Below are 23,931 nucleotides of genomic sequence, written 5' to 3'. Positions count from 1 at the left end.
ATGCCCAGACAATAACCGGGAGGTCAATTCATGGTCACGATCCAGGTCCAGAACCTCATCGATTTCGTCGGCGAGGTATTCGGCCACGCGGAGTCCTCTCCGGAGGAGGCGAGGCGGATTGCGACCTATCTGACCACGGCCAATCTGACCGGCCATGACAGCCATGGCGTCATCCGCGTGCCCGTCTACATCCGCTGGAAGAAGACGGGCTTTGTGGTCCCGAACCAGAACGCCGAAATCGTGCTCGATACACCCTCGCTCGCGGTCGTCGACGGCAAGTTCGGCTACGGCCAGACCGTGACTCCGCAGGCGGTCCGGATCGGCATCGAGAAATGCAAGAGGGCCGGGCTCGCCGCGGTCGCGCTGCGCAATGCCGGCCATATCGGCCGCGTCGGCGACTGGGCCGAGATGGCCGCCGCCGAAGGGCTGATCTCGGTGCATTTCGTCAATGCCGCGGGCTCGCTGCTGGTGGCGCCGTTCGGCGGCGTTGAGAAACGGCTCTCCACTGCGCCTTACTGCGTCGGCATCCCGCGCGAGGGCCAGGACCCGATCGTGCTCGATTTTGCGACCTCGGTCGTGGCGGAGGGGAAGGTGCTGGTCGCGAGCCGCGGCGGCAAGAAGCTGCCCAAGGGCGCGCTGGTCGATGCCGACGGCAGCCTCAGCGAGGACCCCGCCGTGCTCTACGGCCCCTATATGCCGGAAGGTCCGCGCGATCACACCAAGGGTACCGGGGCGATCCGCGCCTTCGGCGAGCACAAGGGCTCGGGGCTTGCCTTCATGTGCGAGCTGCTCGGCGGCGCGCTGACCGGAACCGGTGCCACTTCCGGCGGTCGCCGCTTCGCCAACGGCATGCTGGCGTTTTACGTCGATCCGAAAGTGGTCGATACCTCCCATGTCTTCGACGCAGAGGTGTCGCGCTATGCCGAGTTCATCCGCGCCACCAAGCCGGTCGCCGGGGTCGATCAGGTCCTGATTCCCGGTGATCCCGAGCGGAAAACCCGGGCTGAGCGGACCCGAAACGGCATCCCCTTGCCGGATGACACCTGGGCCGCAATAGTGAACACCGCCCGCGAGGTCGGCGTCAGCGAAGTCAGCATCCAGCGGGCAACCGCATAGGTCTTGCGTCATTGCGAGCGTAGCGCGGCGCCCCGGTTCGCGGTAACAGCAGATTGTGCTGTCGCGACGCTCGTCATGGTGACGAAGGTCCAAATAACACGGTCCAAATAAACACGATCAAAACAACAAAGAAGGAAGGCAACGTGGCGAACAAGGTCAAGGAAATCTGGAAGTCGGGCAAGGCCGTGGTCAACGCGTGGCTGGCGATTCCCTCCGGCTTCTCGGCCGAGATGGTCGCACAATGCGGTTTCGACAGCGTCACCGTCGACATGCAGCACGGCGTGCAGGATTATCTGTCGATGGTGCAGTGCTTCCAGGCGATGGACAAGCATCCGGTCACGCCGATGGTCCGCGTGCCCTGGAACGAGCCCGGCATCATCGGCAAGGTGCTCGACGGCGGCGCCTATGGCGTGATCTGCCCGATGGTCAATACGCCGCAGGAAGCCAGGAACCTCGTTTCCTATGCCAAATATCCGCCGAAGGGCGTGCGCTCCAACGGCCCGATCCGCGCCGGCATGTACGGCACCGCGGGCTCCTATCAGAAGACAGCCAACGACGACATTGTCCTGCTGCCGATGATGGAGACCAGGACCGCGGTCGAGAACATGGAAGCGATCTTCGACGTCGAAGGCATCGATGGTGTCTATATCGGCCCGTCCGATCTCGGCTTCTCCTACGGCCTCGAGCCCAAGCTCGATCGCACCGAGCCGGAGATCCTCGCGATCTATGAGAAGATCATCAAGGAGTGCGGCAAGCGCGGCCTCAACCCGGGCATCCATTGCAGCGGTGCGGAAGGTGCCGCGCGCGCCGTCAACATGGGCTTCAAGCTGGTGACGCTCTCGAACGAGGTCGGCCTGATGACCACCTACGCCAAGATGCAGGTCAACGCGACCCGCAAGGATTCGTCCGGCAAGGCGTGAGCTCTCTGTGTCCCGGACGCGGTGCGGCGCGCAGTGCCGCTCCGCAGAGCCGGGATCCAGTCGCTTGCGAGAGACACGACAAATTGGCCCTGGACGCTGCGCATTGCTTTCGCGCTTCGCAGCGTCCGGGGCACGATAGTTGCGATATAGGAGACTCCCATGACCATCAGCCCCGTCATTCGCCTGCATCCCGATGATGGCGTGCTGATCGCGCGCGCAAGCTTGCCGCCGGGCAAATTGGTGGCCGACGGCGTGACCACGGTCGAGCGGATTCCTTCCGGCCACAAGGTCGCGATCAAGCCGATCGCCGTTGGCGAGCCGGTCATTCGTTACGGCCAGATAATCGGCTTCGCGACCACGCCGATCGCGCCGGGCCAGCATGTGCACGTGCAGAACTGCGGCATGGGCGACTTCGCCAAGGACTATGCCTATTGCGTCGACGTCAAGCCGACGCCGAATTTCGACCTGCCGGCGACCTTCGAAGGCATCCGCCGCCCGGATGGCCGCGTTGCCACGCGCAACTATATCGGCATCCTCACCTCGGTGAATTGCAGCGCGCATGTCGCGAGCCTTGTTGCCGACGTCTTCAAGAAGAATCCGTTCACCGGCGACAATCCGCTGGCCGATTTCCCCAATGTCGACGGCGTGGTCGCGCTGACCCACAAGACCGGCTGCGGCATGACGCAGAACGAGCCGCTGGCGCTGCTCCGCCGCACGCTCGGCGGTTACGCGCGGCATGTGAACTTCTCTCATGTGATCGTGCTCGGCCTCGGCTGCGAGGTGAACCAGATCGGCGGCCTGATGGAAGAGCAGAAGCTCGCCGGCCGCCTGCGCGCGATGGACATCCAGGAGGTCGGCGGCACCCGCAAGACGGTGGAAGCCGGCATCGCCTTTGTGCGCGAGGCACTCGCGGATTCCAACAAGGTCAAGCGCGAGAGCGTCGCCGTGAGTGAATTGACCGTGGCGCTGCAATGCGGCGGCTCGGACGGCTATTCCGGTGTGTCCGCCAACCCGGCGCTGGGTGCGGCCAGCGATCTGATCGTGCGTCACGGCGGCACCGTGATCCTGTCGGAGACGCCGGAGACATATGGCGCCGAACATCTGCTCACGCGCCGTGCCGTCAGCCGCGAGGTCGGCGAGAAGCTGGTCGATCTTATGCGCTGGTGGGACGAATATACCGAGCGCGAAGGCGCCGAGATGAACGCCAATCCGAGCCCCGGCAACAAGGCCGGCGGCCTCACCACCATCTTGGAGAAGTCGCTCGGCGCGATGGCGAAGGCCGGCACCACCAACCTCGTCGAGGTGCTGCGCTATGCTGAGCCCGTCACCAAAAAGGGTTTCGTGTTCATGGACACGCCCGGCTACGATCCTGTCGCTGCGACCGGGCAGGTGGCAGGCGGCGCCAATCTGGTCTGCTTTACCACGGGCCGCGGCAGTGTGTTCGGCTGCAAGCCGGCGCCCTCGATCAAGCTCGCCACCAACACGCCCATGTACAAGCGCATGGAAGAGGACATGGACGTCAATTGCGGCACCATCCTCGAAGGCGAGGAGAGCGTCCAGCAATGCGGTCAGCGCATCTTCGATCTTATCCTCAAGACGGCGTCGGGCCAGCCGACCAAGAGCGAGAGCTTCGATTTCGGCGGCGCCGAGTTCGCGCCCTGGGTGCTGGGCGCGACGATGTAACGGTCGCCGCGTAGGGCTACGGCGGATACTTTCATAGGCACGGTCTGCCCGTTGTTCATGCTTGATCGAGGTCACCAGCGGTGTTCTGCTCAAAAAAGCTGCTGGAGCACCGCACCCCGTGTCGATCTACGTCGCATTACACCACGTCACCCACTACAAATACGATCGCCCGATCGATCTCGGCCCGCAGACCATTCGCCTGCGGCCGGCGCCGCACACACGCACGCCGGTCCTGAGCTATTCGCTCAAGGTCACCCCCGCCAATCACTTCGTGAATTGGCAGCAGGATCCGCAGGGAAATTGGCTGGCGCGCTACGTCTTCCCAGAGAAGGCGACGGAGCTGAAGATCGAGGTTGATTTCACGGCGCAGATGACCGTGGTCAATCCGTTCGACTTCTTCGTCGAGCCCTATGCCGACAGCTTTCCGTTCGAATATACCCAGGATCTGAAGACAGAGCTCGCGCCTTATCTCGAGACGATCAAGCCCGATCGCCTGTTCGCGAAATACCTCGACACGATCCCGCACGAAGCCCCGAACACGGTCAACTTCCTGGTCGATCTCAACAAGCGGCTGCGGGAGAAGATTCGCTACGTCATTCGCATGGAGGCGGGCGTGCAGACGCCCGAAGAGACGCTCACCTCCTGCGCCGGCTCGTGCCGCGACTCCGCCTGGCTTCTGATCCAGACCTTCCGTCATCTCGGTCTCGCCGCCCGTTTCGTCTCCGGTTATCTGATCCAGGTCCGTCCCGACATCGATCCGATCGAGGGGCCGCCGGAGGTCGAGAATGATTTCACCGACCTGCACGCCTGGGCCGAGGTCTATCTGCCGGGCGCGGGCTGGATCGGATTCGACGCGACCTCGGGCATGCTTGCGGGCGAGGGGCACATCCCGGTTGCCGCCACGCCGCACTACCGCTCGGCGGCGCCGCTCTCCGGCGGCGCCGGCTTCGCCGAGGTCGAGTTCGCCTTCGACATGAGCGTCCGGCGCATCCGCGAGGCGCCGCGCATCACAAAGCCTTTCTCCGACGAATCCTGGACGCGGCTCAACGATCTCGGCGAGCGGGTCGACGGAGATCTCGCTGCGCAGGACGTCCGGCTCACCATGGGCGGCGAGCCGACCTTCGTCTCCGTCGATGACCTCGAAGCGGCCGAATGGAACATTGACGCCGTCGGTCCGACCAAGCGCGCGCTGGCGGACGATCTGATCCGCCGCCTCCGCACCCGCTTTGCGCCGGGCGGCCTGCTGCATTACGGCGAAGGGAAATGGTATCCCGGAGAGAGCCTGCCGCGCTGGGCCTTTGGTCTCTACTGGCGCAAGGACGGCGTGCCGATCTGGAAGAATGCCGACCTCATCGCCACGGTCGGGACGCCGCGGCGTGCCGAGGTCAGGGACGCCGAAGCCTTTATCGAGGGCACGGCGGCACGGCTCGGCCTAAATCCTGGCTACATCATGCCGGCCTATGAAGATCCCGCCTACTGGTTGCAGAAGGAGGGGGAGCTTCCCGTCAACGTCGATCCTTCCGACTCCAAGCTGTCCGATCCGGAAGAGCGCGCGCGTATGGCGCGGGTGTTCGACGAGGGGCTCGCTACGCCAAAGGGCTTCGTGCTGCCGGTGCAGCGCTGGAACGCGGAAGCGCCGCGCTGGCGCAGCGAGCGCTGGAGTCTGCGTCGCAACCATCTGTTCCTGATGCCCGGCGATTCCCCGCTCGGACTGCGGTTGCCGCTCAAGGCGCTCGAATATGTTCCGCCCGATCGCTATCCTTATATCGTCGAACAGGACCCGATAGAGACGCGGGCCAAGCTGCCGGTGTTCGGCCGCATGCCGCGCCCGCAATCTGCGGCGCCGCAGCTCGCGCTGGAAAGTCTCGACAAATCGGAGCCGGTCCGCACCGCGATGTCGATCGAAGTCCGCGACGGCGTGCTCTGCGCCTTCATGCCGCCGGTCGAGCGCATCGAGGATTATCTCGAGCTGATCGCAGCCCTCGAAGCGACCGCCGAGGAGATGCAGCTCCAGGTCCATGTCGAAGGTTATCCGCCGCCGTTCGATCCGCGCATCGACGTCATCAAGGTGACGCCTGACCCCGGCGTGATCGAAGTCAACGTCCAACCGGCAAAGAACTGGCGTGAGGCGGTCGACATCACCGTCGGGCTTTATGAGGATGCCGCCAAGATTCGTCTCGGCGCCAATCGCTTCCTCGTCGACGGCCGCCACACCGGCACCGGCGGTGGCAATCATGTCGTGCTCGGCGGCTCCTCACCGCAGGACTCGCCGTTCCTGCGCCGGCCGGATCTACTGAAAAGTCTGGTGCTGTACTGGCAGCGTCATCCGTCTCTGTCCTATTTCTTTTCCGGCCTGTTCATCGGCCCGACCAGCCAGGCGCCGCGCATCGACGAAGCCCGCCACGATAGCATTTACGAGCTCGAAGTCGCGCTCTCGCACGTTCCGCCGCCAGGCTATCAGGCGCCGCTGTGGCTGGTGGACCGCCTGTTCCGGCATCTCCTCGTCGACATCACCGGAAACACCCATCGCGCCGAGATCTGCATCGACAAGCTCTATTCGCCGGATGGACCGACCGGCCGGCTCGGCCTCGTCGAATTTCGCGCGCTCGAAATGCCGCCCGATCCGCGCATGTCGCTGGCGCAGCAGTTGCTGATCCGCGCGCTGATCGCAAAACTCTGGCGCGAGCCGCAGGCCGGCAAGTTCGTGCGCTGGGGCACCGCGCTGCACGATCGCTTCATGCTGCCGCACTTCATCTGGGAAGATTTCCTCGAAGTGCTCAGCGAGCTGAAGCAGTTCGGTTATCCGTTCGAGCCGGAATGGTATCTGGCCCAGCTCGAATTCCGCTTTCCCGCCTTCGGCCGCGTCCATCATGGCGGCGTGACGCTGGAATTGCGGCAGGCGCTGGAGCCCTGGCACGTGCTCGGCGAGGAGGGCTCGGCCGGCGGCACCGTGCGCTATGTCGACTCATCGGTCGAGCGGCTCCAGGTGAAGGCCGAGGGTTTTGTCGAGGGTCGCCATATCGTCACCTGCAATGGCCGCCGCCTGCCGATGACCTCCACCGGTCGCTCCGGGGAAGCCGTGGCCGGTGTCCGCTTCAAGGCGTGGCAGCCGGCCTCCGGCCTGCATCCGACCATTCCGGTGCACGCGCCTCTGACCTTCGACCTCATCGACACCTGGAATGGCCGCTCGCTCGGTGGCTGCGTCTATCACGTCGCCCATCCCGGCGGCCGCAGCTACGACACCAAGCCCGTCAATACCTATGAGGCCGAGGCGAGGCGGCTGGCGCGCTTCCAGGACCATGGCCACACGCCGGGGCCGATGCAGCCGCCGCCCGAAGAACGCACAAGTGAGTTTCCGCTGACCCTCGACTTGCGGACCCCGCTCCTGCAATGAGTATGATGCCGGGGCAGGGAGAGGCGCATGGCCGAGGGCGCAGCCGAAGAGGACGACAAGGCGGGTAGGGCGCAAGGCCAACGTCAAGGCCAGCGCCGCTTCGCGCAATGGGTCCGCGACTATCGCCGCCTGCCCGGCATCCCCGACGAATTCCTGGGGCCCGACGGCGCCCCGCGCGCGGTCTGGAGCCGGTTCTTCGACGCCTTCGGCGCGCTCGCGCCCGACGAGGTCGAGCGGCGGTTTGGCATGGCCGACCGACATCTGCGCGAGGCCGGCGTCACCTATCGCGCGCCCGGCGAGAGCGCCGACCGGCCGTGGTCGATCAGCCATCTGCCGCTGCTGATCGACGAGGCCGATTGGAAGCAGCTGTCGGACGGCATCACCCAGCGCGCCGAGCTGCTCGAGCTCGTGCTGCGCGACATCTATGGCGAGGGCCGGCTCGTCGCCGAAGGCGCGTTGCCGGCCGCCGCGATCGCCGGCAGTCCCGAATATCTTCGTCCCGTCTGCGGCGTGGAGCCTCCCGGCGGGCGCTATCTCTCGCTCTATGCCGCCGACGTCGGCCGCGGACCCGACGGCCGCTGGTGGGTGCTTGGCGACCGCACGCAGGCACCGTCGGGCGCGGGCTATGCGCTGGAAAACCGCCTGGTGCTCTCGCGCGCCTTCTCCGACCTCTACAAGTCGATGAACGTCCCGCGCGTCGCGCCGTTCTTCGAGGCGTTTCGAGATAGTCTTCGTGCGCGCGCCGATCGCGACGAGCCGCGCATCGGCGTGCTGACGCCGGGCAGCTTCAGCGAGACCTATTTCGAGCACGCGACGCTGGCGCGCTATCTCGGCTTCCTGCTGGTCGAGGGCGACGATCTCGCCGTCAGCGACGACCATATCCACATCCGCACGGTTGCGGGTCTCAAGCGGCTCGACGTGCTGCTGCGCCGGGTCGATTCCAACTCGCTGGATCCGCTCGAGCTCGATGCCTCCTCGCGGCTGGGGGTCGCCGGCCTGATCGACGTGCTGCGCAAGGACGGCGTCGTCGTCGCCAACATGCCGGGCTCCGGCGTGCTGGAGGCGCGCGCGATGCTCGGCTTCCTGCCGGCGCTCAGCCGTCGCCTGCTCGGTGAAGAGCTGAAGATGCCGCACATCGCGACCTGGTGGTGCGGCCAGCGCTCGGCGCGCGATGAGGTGCTGTCGCGGCTCGACGAGGTCGCGATCGGAGGCGCCTACCGGCGCGGCGTTCCCGGTTTTGACAACAACGGTCCGGTGCTCGCGAGCGAGCTCGAAGCCGGCGCACGCCGGCGCCTGACCGACGCCATCGCTGCGCGCGGCATGGACTATGTCGGCCAGGAGGTGGTGCGGCTCTCGACCATGCCGGTGTGGGACCAGGGGCAGATCACGCCCCGTCCCTTCGTGCTGCGCGTGTTCGCAGCTGCGACGCCCGACGGTTGGGCCATCATGCCCGGCGGCTTCTGCCGGATCGCCGAGCAGTCGGATGCGCGCGCGGTGTCGATGGGCGACGGCGCGCGCTCCGCCGACGTCTGGGTGGTCTCGGACAAGCAGGTCCCGACCGCGACGCTGCTGCCTGCGACCGACAAGGTGCGCATCCGCCGTATCGCCGGCGTGCTGCCGAGTCGCGCCGCCGACAATCTGTACTGGCTCGGCCGCTATCTCGAACGCGCCGAGGCGACGCTGCGGCTGGTGCGGGCGCTGGGCTCGCCGAGCGGGCCCAACAAGGGCACCGCGGCCTCGCTGCAATCTGCCGAGCGTATTCAGCGCTTGCTTGTGGCCTGGGGCGCGATCTCGCAGACGTCTCGCGCGGCGCCCAGCCGCATCGTTGCCGAAGCGCTGCAGAGCCCGGAGCGTTTCGGCTCGGCATTGTCGCTGGCCCGCGCGGCCCAGCGCACGGCGACCTCGCTGCGCGAGCGACTATCGCCCGATGCCTGGCAAGTCATCACCGAGATGACCGAGCGGTTGGCCTTGGAGGTCGAGGGCGACGACGGTGTGCTGAGCGCGGCCGAGCTGACCTTGCAGGAGCTCGCGAGCTTTGCCGGCCTTGCGCATGAGAACATGAACCGCGCCGCCGGCTGGCGCTTTCTCGATATCGGCCGCCGCACCGAGCGCGCCATCAACACCACGCGGTTTGCCCGGCAGTTCGCCTATGACGAGGCCGGCGACGAGGATCTCGATATCCTGCTGACGCTGGTGGATTGCCAGATCACCTACCGCTCGCGTTATCTGCTGGCGCCGATCCTGGCACCGGTGCGCGACCTCGCCGTGCTCGACAGCTACAATCCACGTTCGGTGGCGTTCCAGGTGACGGCGCTGAACGAGCATATCGCCGCGCTGCCGAGCCTGAAGGAGCACGGCTTGATCGAGAAGCCGCAACGGCTTGCGGTCGCGATGCAGGCAATGCTTGCGACCGCGGAGGCCGAGAAGCTCGAGGTCAAGACGCTGTTCGCGCTGGAGCAGGATCTGCTCAGCCTCGCCGAGGCGGTCGGGCAGCACTATTTCCCGCACGGCCCCAATGCCAGCCGCCCGGAAAAGCTGACGGGGCTGGCGTGATCTACGACATCCGTCACGTCACCACTTACGAGTACGAGAATCCGGTCAGCTTCGCCCGCTGCACGCTGCGGCTGGAGCCGAGGGGCGGCAACGACCAGGAGCTGATCTCGCATAATGTCGAGATCCGTCCGCGCCCCGCTGAGCGTCATGTTCGCCGTGATTTTTTCGGCACCCTGACCGAGAGCGTCGTGATCGAGGCCGCGCATCGCACTCTGCGCATCGATTCGCGCTCGCGCGTGAAGGTGTCGCGCCAGCCGCCGGCGCGCGCCGCTGCGAGCCCGGCCTGGGAGAGCGTTCGCGACATCTCCTTCGAGGCGACGAGCCTCGGGCCGTCCTCGCCGGTCGGCTATGTCTTTGCGAGCCCGCTGGTGCCGGTGCTGGGGCCGGTCAGCGCCTATGCGGCGACCAGCTTTGCGCCCGGCGCGGGCATCCTCGCAGGAGCGGTCGATCTCATGCATCGCATCCGCACCGAGTTTCGCTACGACCCCAAGGCGACGGTGATCTCGACGCCGCTCGACGAGGTCTTCGCCAAGCGCCATGGCGTCTGTCAGGATTTTGCCCATGTGATGATCGCGGGCTTGCGCGGGCTGGGCCTCCCCGCGGCCTATGTCAGCGGATATTTGCGTACCATTCCGCCGGCGGGCCAGCCGCGCCTGCAGGGCGCCGACGCCACCCATGCCTGGGTGTCGCTGTGGTGCGGGGCGGAGTTTGGTTGGGTCGATTTCGATCCGACCAACGATCTTATGGTCGCTGGCGACCATATCGTGCTCGCGGTCGGCCGCGACTTTTCCGACGTCTCGCCGGTCGACGGCATCATCGTCGGCTCGCCGAAGCAGAAGCTCGACGTCGCCGTCGACGTGCTGCTGGTGGAATGATTGCGGGTCCTGCCGTCGCGGCGCCGCCCCAGGACTGGGTTTATCGAGCCGGCACCGCAACCGCGATATCGCGGGACACAACCGCAACATATTTCCGTATTTTCGTCACGGCATTTGGTCACGCGGCCCAAGATGGGCTATGCTGACGGTTGCGTCGAGGACTACAATGAGACGTCGGGAGTAGGCGTGGGACACCACCGACAAGCGGGGCTGCATCCATGATGACGTTGCCGAGACTGGCGGCCGAGTCCCTCGAGAAGTTGCTCGGTACGTTCATGCGTCGCCGGTACGACGAGACGTCCGCAAGTATTGTCGAGAGCGCGACCCGCACCGCGATGGAATGCATCGGCAACAGCGATGCGCTCTATCACAATATCGAGCATACGATGCTGGTGACGCTGGTCGGCCATTCCATTCTCAGCGGCCGAAGTCTTCATACGCATCTGTCGGCCGCGGACTACGTCCATGTCCTGATCGCCTGCCTCGCCCACGACATCGGCTATGTGCGTGGCCTGTTCGAGGAGGATGACGCCGACGGCTTCGTGATCGATGCGGCCGACACCAAGATCTCGTTGCCGCGCGGTGCATCGGACGCGAGTTTGATGATGTATCACGTCGATCGTTCCAAGCTTTATGTAACGCGGCGGCTGCGGCATATTCCCGGGCTGGATCCGGAACGCATTGCTCGCGCCATTGAGGGCACGCGGTTTCCGGCCCAGGAAGGCCGGGACTATGACGACGAGGCCTCGATCCTGCGCGCTGCCGACTTCATCGGCCAGCTCGGCGACCCCAATTATCTGCGCAAGGCCAACGCACTTTACTACGAGTTCGAGGAGGTCGGCATCAATCGTCAGCTCGGTTATGACTCGCCGGCCGACGTCGTGAACCGCTATCCGCAATTTTACTGGAACAGCGTCGCACCGCACATCCAGACCGAGATCGGCTATCTCAACAAGACCGAGATCGGCCGGCAGTGGATCGCCAATCTCTACAGCAACGTATTCCGGGCCGAGCGCGACATCTCGCTGTCCGGCCCGCAGAAGTAACGACCGGGTAGTCGGGCTAGGTCTTCGAGCGAGTCCGCAAGCCAATCATGCAACAAAAAACAATCAGCACGGATATTCTCGACATCGCCTATCGCGAATACGGCGCGCCGGACGGCTGGCCTTGCATCATGGGCCACGGCTTTCCCTACGACGTGAACGCCTATGCCGAGACCGCGCCGATCATCGCGCAGGCGGGCGCGCGGGTGCTGGTGCCCTGGCTGCGCGGCTACGGACCGACGCGGTTCCGCTTTCCAGAGACGCTACGCTCCGGCGAGCAGGCGGCGCTTGGTGCCGATCTGCTGGCCTTCATGGATGCGCTCGGCATCAAGCGCGCGGTGGTCGGCGGTTATGACTGGGGCGGCCGCGCGGCCTGTGTGGTCTCGGTGCTGTATCCCGAGCGCGTGATCGGGCTGGTCTCCGGCAATTCCTACAACATCCAGAACATCGCCCGCGCCATGGAGCCGGCCTCACCGCCGGAGGAGGCGGCACTCTGGTATCAATATCTGTTCCACAACGAGCGCGGCCGCCGCGCGCTGGAGCGCAATCGGCGCGGCTTTGCGCGCCAGCTCTGGGCGATGTGGTCGCCGAAATGGACTTTCGACGACACGACGTTCGAGAACAGCGCAATCTCGTTCGACAACCCTGATTTCGTCGATGTCGTGATCCACTCCTATCGACATCGTTACGCGCTGGTCGCGGGCGATCCCGCATACGCCGCGATCGAGGCAAGGCTCGCAGGCCAGCCGCCGATCCGTGTCCCGACCATCGCGGTCGACGGCGACAGCGATGGCGTCAATTTCGGCACGGCGCATCACGCGCGCAAGTTCGAGGGCTTTTTCGAGGCACGCGTGCTCACGGATGCCGGTCACAACCTGCCGCAGGAGCGGCCGGCGGAATGGGCGCAGGCCGTGCTTGATGTGCGGCAAGCGGCGTCATAGAGCCGGGTTTCTCGTCCCACTGTCTCGCCGCCTGCCAGCTTCCGATTTTTCCTGATTCCGGGAACCTTTTCCAATCGCAGCCGTCCAAGCTGTGGGGCCGCTTTCTGTATGCGGTTCGTTGCAGGGGAGGTTCTCGATGAAGACACAAACACGCAGGCTGGAACGTGTCGCGGTCGCGCAGGCGCCGAGCGAACGGCCTGAGAGGGCCGAGGTCGAGCAGGCGATCCGCACCATGATCCGCTGGGCCGGCGACGATCCCGCGCGCGACGGTCTACGCGACACGCCGGACCGGGTCACGCGCGCCTTCGAGGAGTATTTCTCCGGTTATGCACAGGATCCGACCGAAATTCTGCAAAAGACGTTCGAGGAGATCGAAGGCTATGACGAGATGATCGTCCTGCGCGGCGTTCGCTTCGAAAGCCATTGCGAGCACCACATGGCACCGATCGTCGGCCGCGCCTGGGTCGCATATATCCCGCAACGGCGCGTAGTCGGCATCTCCAAGCTCGCGCGTCTCGTCGACATCTACGCCAAACGGCTTCAGATCCAGGAGAAGATGACCGCGCAGATCGCCAACACGATCAACGATGTGCTGAGGCCCGAAGGCGTCGGGGTCATCATCAAGGCAACGCATCACTGCATGACCACGCGCGGCGCGCACAAGCCGGGGACCGATCTCGTCACCAGCCGCATGCTCGGCGTGTTCCGCGACAATGCGTTGACACGCCAGGAGCTGCTGGGGCTGGCCAATTCGGTCGATTGATCCGCGACAGTTCAAGGAGGCGACGCCATGACCGAGGACAAGAAGCCAAGCGGGCCCGACCTGTGCAGGGGCGTGTCGCTCGCCGAGTTCAAGGACGGCAAATTGCTCGGCCATGTCGGCGAGGAAGATGTCCTGCTGGTGCAGGCCGGCAGCGAGATCTTTGCGATCGAGCCGGCCTGCAGCCACTATCACGGTCCGCTCGCCGAAGGCCTGGTGGTTGCCGACACCATCCGCTGCCCTTGGCATCACGCCTGCTTCTCCTTGCGGTCAGGCGAGGCGACCCGTCCGCCGGCGCTGAATGCGCTGGCGGTGTGGGAGGTCTCGCGCGATCAGGACAAGATCATCGTTCAGCGCAAGCGCGAGATGCCGAAGGTTTCGGTGCCTCACCGTACAGCGCCAGCGCCGGAAAAATTCGTCATCATCGGCGGCGGCGCGGCGGCTTTCGCGGCGGCGCAGACGCTCCGCCGCGAGGGCTTTGCCGGCGCTATCACGATGCTCAGCAATGACAGCGCGATGCCGGTCGACCGGCCAAATCTCTCCAAGGATTATCTCGCGGGCAACGCTCCGGAGGATTGGCTGCCGCTGCGGGGCGAAGACTACTATCAGGACGCCGGCATCGACCTCAGACTCAGCACGAAAGTCTCCGCGATCGAGGCGAAGACGCGCGGCGTGACGCTGGGCAACGGCGACAGGCTGCCGTTCGACCGGCTGCTGCTCGCGACCGGCGCCGAGCCGGTCAGATTGCAGATTCCGGGTGCGGACCAGCCTCATGTCTACACCTTGCGCTCCGTCGCCGACAGCCGCGCCATCATCAAGGCGGCTGGCAGCGCCAAGCGTGCGCTGGTGATCGGCGCCAGCTTCATCGGCCTCGAAGTTGCCGCCTCCTTGCGGGCACGCAAGATCGAGGTGCACGTGGTCGCGCCGGACGAACGGCCGATGCAGAAGGTGCTCGGTCCCGAGATGGGCGACTTCGTGCGCGCGCTGCATGAGGAGAATGGCGTCAACTTCCATCTCAAGGACACGGTGGAAAAGCTGGACGGCACGCGCGCCACGTTGAAGAGCGGCGGCGTGATCGAGGCCGAACTGGTCGTGGTCGGAATCGGCGTCAGGCCGCGCCTCGCGCTCGCCGAGCAGGCGGGGCTTGCGGTCGACCGGGGCGTCAGCGTGAGCGAATATCTGGAGACCAGCGTATCCGGCATCTTCGCGGCCGGCGACATCGCGCGCTGGCCCGATCCGCATTCGCGGCAAACCATCCGCGTCGAGCACTGGGTCATGGCGGAGCGGCAGGGCCAGACCGCGGCGCGCAACATGCTCGGAAAGCGCGAGCGCTTCGACGCCGTGCCGTTCTTCTGGTCGCAGCACTATGACGTGCCGATCAACTATGTCGGCCACGCCGAGAGCTTCGACGACATCGCGATCGACGGCAGCATTTCCGGCAAAGACTGCCTGCTGAAGTACCGCAAGGGCGGCCGCGTCCTTGCGGTTGCTTCAATTTATCGCGATCTCGACAACCTCAAGGCCGAGCTGGAGATGGAGCGGACGCGCGGCTGAGGCGCCGCTTCCGATCTTGGTTTGCGTCAATGTATGCTCCCCGCGAGGGCTGCTGTGCTGGCTGTCGTCCCGGCGGCGCCACTAACCAGCAACTCGACGCAAGACCGCCTCGCGGAACTCCGCTGATCTGACGCGCTGACAGAAGCAGCACGCCGCGCCTGCCTCGCGCGGACGACCATCACCGGGGAGAAACCATGAAAACCGCTTTTGTCCTGGCCGCAGCGCTGGCTGCCTGCCTGTCTGCGCCGGTCTCCGCACAAAAATCCTATGGTCCCGGCGTCACCGACACCGAGATCAAGATCGGCAACACCATGCCCTATAGCGGGCCTGCGTCGCCGCTCGGCATCACCGGCAGGGTGATCGCGGCCTATTTTGACGAGGTCAACGAGAAGGGCGGCGTCAACGGCCGCAAGCTCAATCTGCTGTCGCTCGACGACGCGTTCTCGCCGCCGAAGACCATGGAAGCGGCACGGCGGCTGGTCGAGGGCGACGGCGTCGCCTTCATCTTCGCGACCATGGGCACGGCCCCGAGCTCGGCGATCGCGAAATATCTCAACAGCAACAAGGTGCCGCAGCTATTTCTGATCAGCTCGGCCTCGAAGTGGAACGACCCCGCCAACATGCCCTGGTCGATGGCGCTGCCTTGGGCCCCGAACTACACCAGCGAAGCCGCGATCGACGTCGCCTATGCCCGCGCCAAGAACCCCAATGCGCGCTTCGCGGTGCTCTATCAGAACGACGACGCCGGCAAGGAGTATCTGCGCGGCGTCAAGGAAGCGCTTGGTGCTGACGCCGACAAGGCGATCGCGATGGCGTCGAGCTTTGAGGTCGCCGACCCCACTGTCGATTCCCAGGTGCTGACGCTCGCCAACACCAAGGCCGACGTCTTCATGATCTATTCGGTGACGCCGCGCGCTTGCGCGCAGGCGATCCGCAAGGCCCATGAGGTCGGCTGGCAGGCGACGCGTTTCCTCGCCTCCGGCTGCGCCAACAAGGCGACTGTGATGGTGCCAGCCGGGCTCGACGCCGGCAAGGGCGTGCTCTCGCTCGGCTCGCTCAAGCCGTTCGTCGAGGTGCCGAAGGACGATCCGGCGATGACGGCCTATATCGACTTCATGAAGAAGCGCCTGCCCAATGCCGACGTCAACAATGTTGCCGGTCTCTACGGCTACACCGTCGCCGAGGCGCTGGTGGTGCTGCTCAAGCAGTGCAAGGACAATCTGACGCGCGAGAACATCATGGCGCAGGCGGCGAACCTGAAGAACGTGCCGCTGTCGCTGCTGATGCCCGGCATCACGCTCAACACCACGCCGCAGGATTTCCGCCCGATCAAGGACGGCTATATGCTCCAGTTCGACGGCAACGACTGGATCGTGGCGAGCGAGCTGTTGCGCGGCACGTGAGGCGGGCTGGCTATCGCGGTTGATGGCGGCGCATCCTTCGAGACGCCCGCTTTCGCGGGCTCCTCAGGATGAGGGCGGAATGCGTAGCGGCAGGTTCAACAGGCGCGAATGCCGCTTAGCCTGACCCTGAGGAGACCGCGGAGCGGTCGTCTCGAAGGGCGAGCGTCACCTTCAGCGAACAGGAGAGCAAAATGGATTTCCACCACTCCGACCGTTCGCTGGAGCTGCAGGAGCGCGTCCGCCAGTTCATGCGGACGCATGTCGAGCCGGTCGAGGAGCTCTATTACGAGCAGGTGAAGCCGGAAGCGACGCGCTACAAGACGCCGCAAGTGTTGCAGGACCTGAAGCGGCTGGCGCGCGAACAGGGGCTCTGGAACCTGTTCCTCTCCGGCGAGCACGGACCAGGGCTGACAAATCTCGAATATGCGCCCGTGAAGGAGATCATGGGCCGCATCCTCTGGGCGCCCGAAATCTTCAACTGCTCGGCGCCCGATGTCGGCAACATGGAGGTGCTGGCGAATTACGGAACGCCCGCGCAGCAGGAGCGCTGGCTGAAGCCGCTGCTGGAAGGACGCATCCGCTCCGGCTTCTCGATGACGGAGCCGCAGGTCGCCTCCAGCGACGCCACCAACATCCAGTGCCAGATCAAGCGCGACGGCGGCGACTACGTCGTCAACGGCCGGAAGTGGTTCACATCAGGCGCAATGAACGAGGATTGCGAGATCCTGATCGTGATGGGCAAGACCGCGCCCGACGATCCCGATCGTCATCGCCAGCAATCCATGATCCTGGTGCCGAAGGCGACGCCTGGCGTGCGCATCGTCCGGGACATGCTCACTTACGGCTACGACGACGCGCCGGTCGGCCACCCCGAGATCGTCTACGAGAACGTCCGTGTGCCCGCCGAGAACATCCTGCTCGGCGAAGGCCGCGGCTTCGAAATCGCGCAAGGTAGGCTCGGCCCCGGCCGCATCCATCATTGCATGCGACTGATCGGTTGCGCCCAGCGCGCGCTGGAATTGATGTGCCAGCGCGCAGTCTCCCGCACAGCCTTCGGCAAGCCGCTCGCCGAGCAGGGCTCGGTGCGCGAGGACATCGCACACTCCTTCTGCGAGATCGCGCAGGCGCGCTTGCTCACGCTGCAGGCCGCCGACAGGATGGACCGCGAAGGCAACAAGGCCGCGCGCGACCTGATTGCAGCCGCCAAGATCGTGGTGCCCAGCATGGCCGCCCGCGTCATCGACCGCGCCATCCAGATCCACGGCGCTGCCGGCGTCTCGCAGGATACGTTCCTCGCACGTGCTTACGTCTACGCCCGCTTCATCCGTATCGGCGACGGACCGGATCAGGTGCATCTGGCCGCGGTCGGCAAGGAGCTGATCAAGCGCGGCGGGATGATCGGCGTAGGCTAAAGCCTCCTGCTGCCGAACGACGATATGAACGTCTCCTGCAGTCTCGCGCTGTTGCGGTTTTCACGGAAGTCCCGCAATCCGCTTCTACCGCTGAGCACGTAAGACTCCGGAAGCCGAAATCCGTGACTCTCGGAGTCATGCTGCTGACGCAATTCCTGTCTTAGACGGCTACGACTAAAACACTGTGCGGGACCGATCTGGTTCCCACAAAGGTTCCGCAGCCGGGGTTGGCTCGAATCCGCAAAGAATTGGCGCAAGTTCGAAACGCCTCCGCGTTCGCTTGACCATGTTCTGCGGCATCGGGAACCGCACGATCCGGAAAATCAAAGGAGATCTGATGTTGTTCCGCTCGAGCGCCGCAATTTGCGGCGCCCTGGTTACGCTTGCCGTTTCCGTTACCGTTGCTCGAAGCGCAACAAGTGAGGTTCAGCCAAGCGCTGTGGTCGATGCCGCCTCTGGGGATGCGATCGTTGGCGCAGCATCCACGTATAATCCGTTCAAGCCCGGTAAGGAGGAAGGCGGCCCGAGCACAGCCTCCGGCGAGCGTTATGATCCCTCGGTATGGACGGCTGCGATCAAGACGAGCTTGCGTCGGAAATTTGGTGGGGTCCAATTCGGGGCGCGACCGAAATATGCTCTCGTCGAGGCCGTCGGCAAGAAGGTCATCGTCAAGATAAATGACGTGGGGCCGCTCAGGCCCGGCCGCATCATTGACCTCAATGAGCGGACGATGCGCCATTTCGATCCGAGCATGGAGCTTGGTGTCATTCCAGACGTCACGGTCAAGCCACTGTCCGGCGACGATTGGATTCCTGGGCCTGTTGGCTGAACGCTATACCCGAGGGAGGCACAGCACAGCCCTCCGGGATGGCGGAAAAGCTTCATACTAACCGCGCTTCCTTCGCGCGTCGTGATGGCGTAGCGCGTCGACGATCACCTTGAGTGCAGCCGAGTTCTGCCGCGAGGTCGGATAATAGACATAATAGCCATCGAACTTCGGCGACCAGTCGTCGAGCACGATGACGAGTTCGCCGGACCGGATGTGCTGCGCCACCATGTCTTCGGGGACATAGGCGATGCCGAAGCCCTTCACGGCGGCGTCGATCATCGCGCGCGACTCATTGAAGGTCACTTGTCCCTCGATGCGTACCCGCAAGTCAGAACCGTTCTTGGCGAACTCCCATACATAATGACCGCCCGCCGCCTCGCGACGTTTGATGCAGACGTGATCCAACAGATCTTGCGGATGCTTTGGTTTCGGGTGCTCTTTCAGATATCCGGGCGAGGCGACCGCGACGAGCCGCCAATCCGGGCCGATGCGCACCGCGATCATGTCTTTCTCGACACTCTCACCGAGGCGTATGCCTGCATCGAAACCGTCTTCGACGATGTTGCGGAAGGCCGTGTCGAGACTGAACTCGACTTTGAGGTCGGGATATTTTTTCAGGGCCGGCGACAGCTTTGGCCAGACGACCGTTTCCAGCGCATGGTCGGAGAGCGTGATCCGGACGGTCCCCGACGGCGTGTCGCGCAGGGACATCAGCGCCGCGATATCGCGCTCGATCTCTTCGATGCGGGGCGCAACCGAGGCCTGAAGTCGCTCGCCCGCCTCGGTCAGGCCGACGCTGCGGGTCGTGCGCGTGAGAAGCCGCAGGCCCATCTGCGATTCCAGGCGCTTGATTGTATGGCTGAGCGTCGACTGCACGACGCCCAGTTTCGCGGCGGCTTTCGTAAAGCTGCGCTCGCGGGCGACGGCTACGAAAGCCAGCAGATCGTTGAAATCCTGGCCTGCCATGGCTGCGACTATTCATGGCCCGCATCGATCAATGCAAGCAAATTATATCGTCTAATCGAACGCCGGCCGGACCTCTATCTGTTGTCAGGAACAGCGCCAGCCTGGGCGCCCCTCGACCTATGGATGCCCGATGGACGTCACAACCGATCAGAACACAACGCAGCCAATGGCCGCATGGAGTGCGGTTTTCGCGCTGTCGCTTTGCGCCTCGACGCTCGTCGCGTCCGAGTTCATGCCTGTCAGCCTGCTTACGCCGATCGCCAGCGGCCTTCACCTGACGGAAGGACAGGCAGGACAGGCCATTTCCGTTTCCGGGCTGTTCGCCGTTCTGGCCAGTCTGTTCATCTCGGCGGCGACGGCTGGTTTCGATCGTCGCTCGCTCTTGCTGTGGCTGACTGGCTTGATGTTGGTATCTGGCGTCATCGTAGCCTTCGCTCCCAACTATCCAGTCTTCATCGCCGGACGGGCGCTTGTCGGGATCACGATCGGCGGTTTCTGGTCGCTGTCGGCCGCGACGATGATCCGCCTGGTCCCGGCCACCGACCTGCCGCGCGCTCTTGCGGTTCTCAATGGCGGCAATGCGCTCGCGACCACGATTGCTGCGCCGCTCGGCAGCTTTCTCGGCCAATACATCGGCTGGCGCGGTGCGTTCTTCTGTGTTGTTCCCGTCGCCGCGCTAACTTTTGTCTGGCAGTTCCTCACGCTGCCGGCGATGCCGAGCCAGGCGCGGGCCAGCGTGGCGGTAGCGTTCAAGGTCTTGCGCCACCCGCAAGTGCCTTACGGCACGCTCGCAGCCGCGCTGTTCTTCCTCGGACAGTTCGCACTCTTCACGTATTTGCGGCCGTTCCTCGAAACGGTAACGCGCGTCGATGTCACGACGATCTCGGCGCTCCTGCTCCTCATGGGGGTTGCGGGTCTCATCGGGACATCGATCATCGGGTTCGTCATCCGCGAACGTCTCTACATGTCCCTCATTATCATGCCGTTCGCGATGGCTCTCATAGCCGTCGCAGTGACGGCATTCGGTTCGTCACCGATTGCAATTGCCCCGCTGATGTTCCTGTGGGGCTTCATCGGGACGGCCGCGCCCGTGGGTTGGTGGACGTGGGTCAGCAAGGCTTTGCCCAATGATGCCGAAGCAGGCGGCGGCCTGATGGTCGCGGTGGTGCAACTGGCCATCACCACGGGAGCGGCCGGCGGCGGCGTTCTCTTCGACTACAGCGGCTATCAAAGCACCTTTCTGTTCAGCGCCGCCATCCTCGCTCTCTCATCGTCCGTCATTTTGGTCGGAGCCCTTCGACGCAAGGCAACAGCCGACGTTCGATGCGCTGCTTGCGGGTCGGCGAGCCCGGCCTTGTGACGCAGCCTCGCCGACACGCCGAAAAGGAGACCACCAGACAGCAGCGCAGGCCGGGAACATCACGAAGATTTATATTTCCGAAGTGTATCCTGGAGCGGCTGAGCGCGTTGTGCGACAGCGACTTGACCGGCCCGCGATTGCGAGATCCAAATGCAGAATAGTGATGAGGTGCTCAGCAAAGTTCCTGAGGTCACACTTGGATTTTGGATCATCAAGATCCTTGCCACGACGCTCGGCGAAACCGGCGGTGACTTGGTTACGATGGGCTGGCTGCACGCTGACCAAAATGCTCAAAATGGCGGCTATTTGATCGGCACTGCCATCTTCTTTGCCGTGTTTGTTGCGGCAGTGATTGTGCAAATTTCGATGAGGCGGTTCAACGCCTGGATTTATTGGCTGGCCATTGTGGCCTCGACGACGGTTGGCACGGCGATGGCCGACCTTTTTGATCGCTCGTTGGGTGTCGGCTACACGGGAGGCTCGTCTATTTTGTTAGCCTGCGTATTGTGCTCGCTCGCCGCTTGGTATCTTGCCCTCGGCTCGGTGAATGTTCAGACGGTGGCCACGCCGAAGGTGGAAGCCTTCTATTGGATGACAATCACGTTTTCCCAGACGCTCGGCACAGCGCTTGGTGATTGGGTCGCGGATGCGGGACTTGGATACGAAGGTGGCGCACTTGTGTTTGGCGCTGGACTGGCTGTCCTTGTCGCTGCCTACTACTGGACCAACATCTCCCACGTGGTTCTGTTCTGGGCGGCCTTTATTCTCACCCGACCTCTCGGTGCGACGGTCGGAGACTTCCTCGATAAGCCGGTAAGCCAGGGTGGGCTTCATCTAAGCCGGCCCTTTGCCTCAGCGGTGTTGGCTGCGTGTATCCTCGCGTGCCTGCTGTTGCTGCCTCAGAGAGCGGGAAGGCATCCAGCGGCGACTGCAAGTTCCACATGATCCTGGCGAGGACACAGCGGTCGCTGATGTCTCCAGCTTCGACAACGGCCTCGTGGCCCAACTCTTCTATCGATTGGCATGCATCTTCGAAGGATGCGGGTAAGAGATGCTCTCGCTGGCTGACCGGATCGAGAGTGCCGCCCTAGTCCCGGAGGCGTGCAGGATTGAACGGATGGTTCGAGCAGGACTGCATGATGCCATCCTGCCGGTGTTTTGCCCGACGAGTCAAACGGATTCGTAAAATCCGCAATGCGTCGCGGGGGCCGCCAAGTCATTGATATCGCTATCCCCGGCTACTGTGCATGGGGTTGTTTTCGCGTTTTTTGGTGAAGCGACCCCACCGCCGGCTCATCTGGCGGTGGACGCGCCGTCATCCCGCCTTTGCGATACCGCTGTCCGCCGCTCCCGACCGCAAATTCCGGAAGAATTTTTCCACCTCGCGTGACAGCGTGTCCGCGGTTGCGGTCAGGCTGCTCGCTGCCGTCAGCACCGAGGACGCCGCCGTATCGGTCTCGCCGATGGCGTCGCGGAGCGAGGTGATGTTGGCGACGAGGGTTTCGTTGCCTTGGGCAGCCGACTGCGCGTTGGACGAGATCTCGCGCGTGGCGGCGTCCTGCTGGCCGATGGCGCCGGCGATCGCCGAAGTGACGTCGTTGATCTCGCGGACTGCGCCGCCGATCTCGCGCACGGCCTCGACCGCGTTGCGAGTGGAGGACTGGATCATCGAGACGTTCTCGCTGATATCGGCGGTCGCCTTCGCGGTCTGGCCGGCCAGCGCCTTCACTTCGTGTGCGACAACGGCAAAGCCGCGGCCGGCGTCGCCAGCGCGGGCGGCTTCGATGGTGGCGTTGAGCGCGAGCAGATTGGTCTGCTCGGCGATCGCCTGGATCAGGCTGAGCACGCCGTCGATGCGTTGCGTGGCGGCCGCCAGGCTCTCGATCTCGGCGATCGATTTCTCGGTGCGCTGGCCGGTCTGCTCGACCGCGCTGGCCGACTGCCGCACCTGCCGGCCGATCTCCACCACGGACGCCGACAGCTCCTCGGCTGCACCCGCGACCGCCGTGACGTTGTGGGAGGCCTGTTCGGTGGCGTTCGCCGCCGTGCCGGCGCGGCTGCTCGCATCCGCGGTGACGCGGGTGATGGTCTGCGCCGTCTCACGCATGACGGAGGCGCTGTCGCTGAGGCCGCGCATGATCGCGCCGATCGCCTCGCGAAAAATGTCGACGGATTGCTCGATATGGCGAGCGCGCTCCTCGCGCGCGGCGGAGTCCTGCGAGACCTGCGAGGCGAGGTTGCGGTTGCGCCCCATCGCGTCCTGGAAGATCTGGATCGCGCGTGCCAACGCGCCGATCTCGTCGGCGCGGTCAGCGTGCGGCACCACGACGTTCTCGGCGCCGTCTGCGACCTGCTTGATGGTCGCGGTGATGGCGGAGAGGGGACGGGCGATCGAGCGGGCGATGATGACGATGCCGATCACGACCAGCGCCAGCGCCACGCCGCCGAGGCAGGTCAGGACGAGGGAGAGGATGCGATTGGTCTCGGTCTCATGCGCGATCTGCCTGCCGCGCTCAGCATAGACCTTGGACAGCGCCTCGAGATCCTTGTTCAGAGCCGAGCGCACGGCGCGGTTGGCGTCGTTGTCGCCCCATTCGCGGCCCGCGGCCGCATTGATCTCGACGCCGCGCCGCACCAGTTCCTTGCGGAATTCGACGAACTGCTCGATGCGCTTCTTGAAGGTGGCGAACTGTTCGGCATCGTCAGCCCGGACGATGGTTTCCCAGCGTTTCACGACGTCGAGGATCTGGGCGTTGAACTTGAGCAGGCCCTCGGCGTATTTCTTGACGACGGCAGGCTCCGTCGACATGTAGACGCCGCGCGATTCCATCACGACCGCATAGACCAGCGAGTTGACCCGCTCGACGTTGAGCGCGGCGGCGTTCGCGGTCTCGATCGCGCTGGTCAGGTCGGCGCCGCGGCGGCTGTTGTAGTCGGACAGCATCGCGATCGCCGCCGTCAGCAGCGCGAACAGCGCGAAGATCGCGTACAGCTTATTGGCAAGCGTAAAGCGGCCTGCCAGGCCGGCGGCATTCCCAGATTGGTTGATGGTCATGATGTTCAAGGGCCCTGAATGGCCGGGAGCGGCCGGGAGAGCGCGGTCGTGCAAAATTGATGCAAAA

The 23,931-nt window shown here is 64.6% G+C and carries 17 protein-coding genes; 15 read left to right on the top strand and 2 right to left on the bottom strand.

Features of this window, described 5'->3' with window-relative positions:
- Window positions 1–30 precede the first annotated feature (30 nt).
- The 13 genes from ABIB00_RS32930 to ABIB00_RS32870 all read left to right on the top strand — a co-directional run bounded on the left by ABIB00_RS32930 (window position 31) and on the right by ABIB00_RS32870 (window position 18,483).
- A complete protein-coding gene (locus ABIB00_RS32930; protein WP_354107224.1) occupies window positions 31–1,116 on the top strand; it encodes a malate/lactate/ureidoglycolate dehydrogenase in 1,086 nt (361 codons plus the stop codon).
- Window positions 1,117–1,259: 143 nt separating this feature from the next.
- A complete protein-coding gene (locus ABIB00_RS32925) occupies window positions 1,260–2,036 on the top strand; it encodes an HpcH/HpaI aldolase family protein (RefSeq protein WP_247349821.1) in 777 nt (258 codons plus the stop codon).
- A 159-nt stretch (window positions 2,037–2,195) separates the two neighbouring features.
- The gene (locus ABIB00_RS32920; protein WP_247349822.1) at window positions 2,196–3,719 is read left to right on the top strand and encodes a UxaA family hydrolase; all 1,524 of its coding nucleotides are present in this window, start codon (window positions 2,196–2,198) and stop codon (window positions 3,717–3,719) included.
- A 118-nt stretch (window positions 3,720–3,837) separates the two neighbouring features.
- Window positions 3,838–7,113 carry a transglutaminase family protein gene (locus ABIB00_RS32915; protein WP_354107223.1) on the top strand — a complete coding sequence of 1,092 codons (3,276 nt, stop codon included), beginning with the start codon at window positions 3,838–3,840 and terminating at the stop codon, window positions 7,111–7,113.
- Window positions 7,114–7,140: 27 nt separating this feature from the next.
- Window positions 7,141–9,666, top strand: a complete 2,526-nt coding sequence (locus ABIB00_RS32910) for a circularly permuted type 2 ATP-grasp protein (RefSeq protein WP_354107222.1) — start codon at window positions 7,141–7,143, stop codon at window positions 9,664–9,666.
- Window positions 9,663–10,541, top strand: coding sequence for a transglutaminase family protein (locus ABIB00_RS32905; protein WP_354107221.1), 879 nt, complete (start codon window positions 9,663–9,665; stop codon window positions 10,539–10,541). The genes ABIB00_RS32910 and ABIB00_RS32905 overlap by 4 nt, the downstream gene beginning before the upstream one ends.
- 218 nt (window positions 10,542–10,759) lie before the next feature.
- The gene (locus ABIB00_RS32900; protein WP_354107220.1) at window positions 10,760–11,587 is read left to right on the top strand and encodes a metal-dependent phosphohydrolase; all 828 of its coding nucleotides are present in this window, start codon (window positions 10,760–10,762) and stop codon (window positions 11,585–11,587) included.
- A gap of 47 nt (window positions 11,588–11,634) precedes the next feature.
- Window positions 11,635–12,525 (top strand): alpha/beta fold hydrolase, encoded by an 891-nt coding sequence (locus ABIB00_RS32895; protein ID WP_247349827.1) that lies wholly within the window; start codon window positions 11,635–11,637, stop codon window positions 12,523–12,525.
- 136 nt (window positions 12,526–12,661) lie between these two features.
- Window positions 12,662–13,288 carry a GTP cyclohydrolase I FolE gene (folE, locus tag ABIB00_RS32890; RefSeq protein WP_247447292.1) on the top strand — a complete coding sequence of 209 codons (627 nt, stop codon included), beginning with the start codon at window positions 12,662–12,664 and terminating at the stop codon, window positions 13,286–13,288.
- Between the two features lie 27 nt (window positions 13,289–13,315).
- The gene (locus ABIB00_RS32885) at window positions 13,316–14,839 is read left to right on the top strand and encodes an FAD-dependent oxidoreductase (protein ID WP_354107219.1); all 1,524 of its coding nucleotides are present in this window, start codon (window positions 13,316–13,318) and stop codon (window positions 14,837–14,839) included.
- Between the two features lie 194 nt (window positions 14,840–15,033).
- Window positions 15,034–16,242: an ABC transporter substrate-binding protein gene (locus ABIB00_RS32880; RefSeq protein ID WP_247447289.1), complete on the top strand. Its 1,209-nt coding sequence runs from the start codon at window positions 15,034–15,036 to the stop codon at window positions 16,240–16,242.
- Window positions 16,243–16,433: 191 nt separating this feature from the next.
- On the top strand, window positions 16,434–17,654 hold the full coding sequence (locus ABIB00_RS32875) for an acyl-CoA dehydrogenase family protein (RefSeq protein WP_354107218.1): 1,221 nt from the start codon (window positions 16,434–16,436) through the stop codon (window positions 17,652–17,654).
- 337 nt (window positions 17,655–17,991) lie between these two features.
- On the top strand, window positions 17,992–18,483 hold the full coding sequence (locus tag ABIB00_RS32870) for a septal ring lytic transglycosylase RlpA family protein (RefSeq protein ID WP_354047326.1): 492 nt from the start codon (window positions 17,992–17,994) through the stop codon (window positions 18,481–18,483).
- Window positions 18,484–18,540: 57 nt separating this feature from the next.
- Here the strand turns inward: ABIB00_RS32870 and ABIB00_RS32865 are convergent, their stop codons facing one another.
- The gene (locus ABIB00_RS32865) at window positions 18,541–19,449 is read right to left on the bottom strand and encodes a LysR family transcriptional regulator (RefSeq protein ID WP_354107217.1); all 909 of its coding nucleotides are present in this window, start codon (window positions 19,447–19,449) and stop codon (window positions 18,541–18,543) included.
- 130 nt (window positions 19,450–19,579) lie between these two features.
- On the opposite strand from ABIB00_RS32865, the gene ABIB00_RS32860 reads away from it, so the two are divergent.
- Window positions 19,580–20,809, top strand: a complete 1,230-nt coding sequence (locus ABIB00_RS32860) for an MFS transporter (RefSeq protein WP_354107216.1) — start codon at window positions 19,580–19,582, stop codon at window positions 20,807–20,809.
- 150 nt (window positions 20,810–20,959) lie between these two features.
- Window positions 20,960–21,754 (top strand): COG4705 family protein, encoded by a 795-nt coding sequence (locus tag ABIB00_RS32855; RefSeq protein WP_247349836.1) that lies wholly within the window; start codon window positions 20,960–20,962, stop codon window positions 21,752–21,754.
- Between the two features lie 370 nt (window positions 21,755–22,124).
- Here ABIB00_RS32855 and ABIB00_RS32850 read toward each other — a convergent pair whose 3' ends face one another.
- Entirely contained in the window at window positions 22,125–23,864 is a 1,740-nt protein-coding gene (locus ABIB00_RS32850) for a methyl-accepting chemotaxis protein (protein ID WP_354107215.1), read from the bottom strand.
- Between the last annotated feature and the right edge of the window lie 67 nt (window positions 23,865–23,931).

Origin of the sequence: Bradyrhizobium sp. LB14.3 (genome assembly GCF_040547985.1) — a bacterium.
In the GTDB taxonomy this organism is placed as follows: Bacteria; Pseudomonadota; Alphaproteobacteria; order Rhizobiales; family Xanthobacteraceae; genus Bradyrhizobium.
Note: the sequence above shows the minus strand (reverse complement) of the source record. Positions and strands in the feature narration are given on the sequence as shown.

Coding starts and splice junctions, on each gene's coding strand:
- ABIB00_RS32930 (WP_354107224.1), top strand. CDS start 31: ATGGTCACGATCCAGGTCCAGAACCTCATCGATTTCGTCGGCGAGGTA.
- ABIB00_RS32920 (WP_247349822.1), top strand. CDS start 2,196: ATGACCATCAGCCCCGTCATTCGCCTGCATCCCGATGATGGCGTGCTG.
- ABIB00_RS32910 (WP_354107222.1), top strand. CDS start 7,141: ATGGCCGAGGGCGCAGCCGAAGAGGACGACAAGGCGGGTAGGGCGCAA.
- ABIB00_RS32900 (WP_354107220.1), top strand. CDS start 10,760: ATGATGACGTTGCCGAGACTGGCGGCCGAGTCCCTCGAGAAGTTGCTC.
- ABIB00_RS32895 (WP_247349827.1), top strand. CDS start 11,635: ATGCAACAAAAAACAATCAGCACGGATATTCTCGACATCGCCTATCGC.
- folE (WP_247447292.1), top strand. CDS start 12,662: ATGAAGACACAAACACGCAGGCTGGAACGTGTCGCGGTCGCGCAGGCG.
- ABIB00_RS32885 (WP_354107219.1), top strand. CDS start 13,316: ATGACCGAGGACAAGAAGCCAAGCGGGCCCGACCTGTGCAGGGGCGTG.
- ABIB00_RS32880 (WP_247447289.1), top strand. CDS start 15,034: ATGAAAACCGCTTTTGTCCTGGCCGCAGCGCTGGCTGCCTGCCTGTCT.
- ABIB00_RS32875 (WP_354107218.1), top strand. CDS start 16,434: ATGGATTTCCACCACTCCGACCGTTCGCTGGAGCTGCAGGAGCGCGTC.
- ABIB00_RS32870 (WP_354047326.1), top strand. CDS start 17,992: ATGTTGTTCCGCTCGAGCGCCGCAATTTGCGGCGCCCTGGTTACGCTT.
- ABIB00_RS32865 (WP_354107217.1), bottom strand. CDS start 19,449: ATGGCAGGCCAGGATTTCAACGATCTGCTGGCTTTCGTAGCCGTCGCC.
- ABIB00_RS32860 (WP_354107216.1), top strand. CDS start 19,580: ATGGACGTCACAACCGATCAGAACACAACGCAGCCAATGGCCGCATGG.
- ABIB00_RS32855 (WP_247349836.1), top strand. CDS start 20,960: ATGCAGAATAGTGATGAGGTGCTCAGCAAAGTTCCTGAGGTCACACTT.
- ABIB00_RS32850 (WP_354107215.1), bottom strand. CDS start 23,864: ATGACCATCAACCAATCTGGGAATGCCGCCGGCCTGGCAGGCCGCTTT.